Raw genomic sequence first — 1,071 nt, 5'->3', positions numbered from 1 at the left:
GGAGCCGCCTCGTCGAGGCTCCGGCGACGCGCGCCCGTTCGAGGTCGTTCGAGGTCGTTCGAGGTCGGTCGGATCGGGCGGAGGCGGCGGCGTCAGGCCGGAGGGCGCGGGGTGAGGACCGCGTCCAGGAGGCCCGGATACCGCTGGTCCAACTCGTCGCGGCGGAGCCGAACCAGGCGGCTGGTGCCGGCGGCCCGGGTGCGGGTCAGGCCCGCCTCGCGCAGCACCTTCAGGTGGTGGCTGCGGGTCGCCTTGGAGACGCCGAAGTCGAAGCTGCCGCAGGCGGCCTCGCCACCCTCGGCGAGCGCCCGCACGATCTGCAGCCGCACGTCGTCGGCGAGTGCGGCCAGCACGGCGGTGACCGGTACGGCGGTCAGGTCGGGTTCGTGCGGCTCCATGTGACCAGTGTAACCCTTGTTCGACAACTTTCGAACAACACCCTATGGTCGGTGTCGTTGGTTCGAAGATACTCGAACAAGGGAGCTGACGATGCGATCCCGCGCCGCCGCCTATCCGCTGCTCGCCGTGCTCGCCTGGGGCGCGATGTTTCCGATCCTGGCCAGCGCGCTGAGCCGGGTCGATCCGCTCAACCTGACCACCGCCCGCTACCTGTTCGCCACAGTCATCCTGGTCGCCATCCTGCTGGTCCGCGAGGGCCCCGGCGCGCTGCGGCTCGACGGTCGGGGAGTCGAGGTGGTGGTGCTCGGCGTCGTCGGCTTCGCCGGCTTCAACCTGCTCACCAACCTGGCGCTCGAACACGCCGCCCCGCAGCAGATCTCCCTCTTCGTGGCCACCACGCCGGTCATCACCCAGCTGGTCCGGTGGGCCCGGGACGGCGTACGACCGAAGCCGCTCCTGCTGGCCCTCTCCCTGGTGGCGCTCCTCGGAGTCGGCCTGGTGATCACCCGCGGGAGCCTTGTCGGGTTCGGCCAGTTCGGTCTCGGCGGGCTCATGATGATCGGCGCGGTGCTCGGCTGGGGCATCTACACCCACGGCGCCAGCCGGTTCGGCGCCTGGTCGCCGCTGCGCTTCACCACGCTGACCGCGCTCGCCGGCACGGCCGCCATGCTG

At 71.2% G+C, this 1,071-nt stretch carries 2 protein-coding genes; one reads left to right on the top strand and one right to left on the bottom strand.

Features of this window, described 5'->3' with window-relative positions; all coding sequences use genetic code 11:
• Nucleotides 1-92 precede the first annotated feature (92 nt).
• On the bottom strand, nt 93-398 hold the full coding sequence (locus AB0J68_RS32485) for a metalloregulator ArsR/SmtB family transcription factor (protein ID WP_355135647.1): 306 nt from the start codon (nt 396-398) through the stop codon (nt 93-95).
• Nucleotides 399-489: 91 nt separating this feature from the next.
• Here AB0J68_RS32485 and AB0J68_RS32480 point away from each other — a divergent pair.
• Nucleotides 490-1,071: EamA family transporter (locus AB0J68_RS32480; RefSeq protein ID WP_363942754.1), on the top strand; the 582-nt coding region annotated here is incomplete at its 3' end.

Origin of the sequence: Micromonospora sp. NPDC049580 (genome assembly GCF_040675595.1) — a bacterium.
In the GTDB taxonomy this organism is placed as follows: domain Bacteria; phylum Actinomycetota; class Actinomycetes; order Mycobacteriales; family Micromonosporaceae; genus Micromonospora.
The sequence above is the reverse complement of the archived record's forward strand: the minus strand, read 5'-3'. Positions and strand labels throughout refer to the sequence as shown.

Bases quoted from the DNA above. Each gene is read 5' to 3' on its own strand.
- AB0J68_RS32485 (WP_355135647.1), bottom strand. From the start codon at position 398: ATGGAGCCGCACGAACCCGACCTGACCGCCGTACCGGTCACCGCCGTG.